The sequence below is a fragment of the Vibrio sp. YT-19(2023) genome, assembly GCF_033337395.1.
The window spans coordinates 1-514 of sequence record NZ_JAWOQN010001172.1 but is presented as its reverse complement, the minus strand read 5'-3'; the positions used below and the strand labels follow the sequence as shown (position 1 = coordinate 514).

At 45.5% G+C, this 514-nt stretch carries 2 pseudogenes; both read right to left on the bottom strand.

What is annotated here, in order from left to right:
• Nucleotides 1-263: pseudogene (locus R7E78_RS30675) on the bottom strand (phosphatase); the annotation flags it as partial.
• A gap of 25 nt (nucleotides 264-288) precedes the next feature.
• Nucleotides 289-514: pseudogene (locus tag R7E78_RS30670) on the bottom strand (nucleoside/nucleotide kinase family protein); the annotation flags it as partial.

Below are 514 nucleotides of genomic sequence, written 5' to 3'. Positions count from 1 at the left end.
AGCGGAAGATCGATCTCGCCTTTGACGTTTAAAGTGTTGGCTTCAACGCCACGGAGAATACCCACCTCATGCAAAAAGCGGGGCAAAATTCTTTGAGTATTGAAGTGCCAGTAGTGAGGGGCTCCTGGCATTTCGGGAGCATGATCGGTGGTACAAAGAAGTTTTAACCCCTTATTCTTGGCTGCCAATGCGTTCTCTAAAATGGTGCTGTAGGCATGTCCACTGGCAATAGTATGGGTGTGGCTATCAACGACGATATCCATGGTGACCTCCTAATTTGTGGACAAATTATCGAATTTCGAACGAACCGTTTTGATTGAGAAACAGCGTGAGATCCGCTGGAATTGAGTGATTTAAAACCTTATCTACATTTACGGCATCTGAGTTTAAATAAAACGCTAATGCGGCTTCTGGTGCGGTGCCACCACGAATCTTACGGTTTACTAAGCGTTCTTGCAGAAACTCAGGCTGTGTATCGACGAAGACGGTAAAATCTGCCAAACGATGCAGTTCA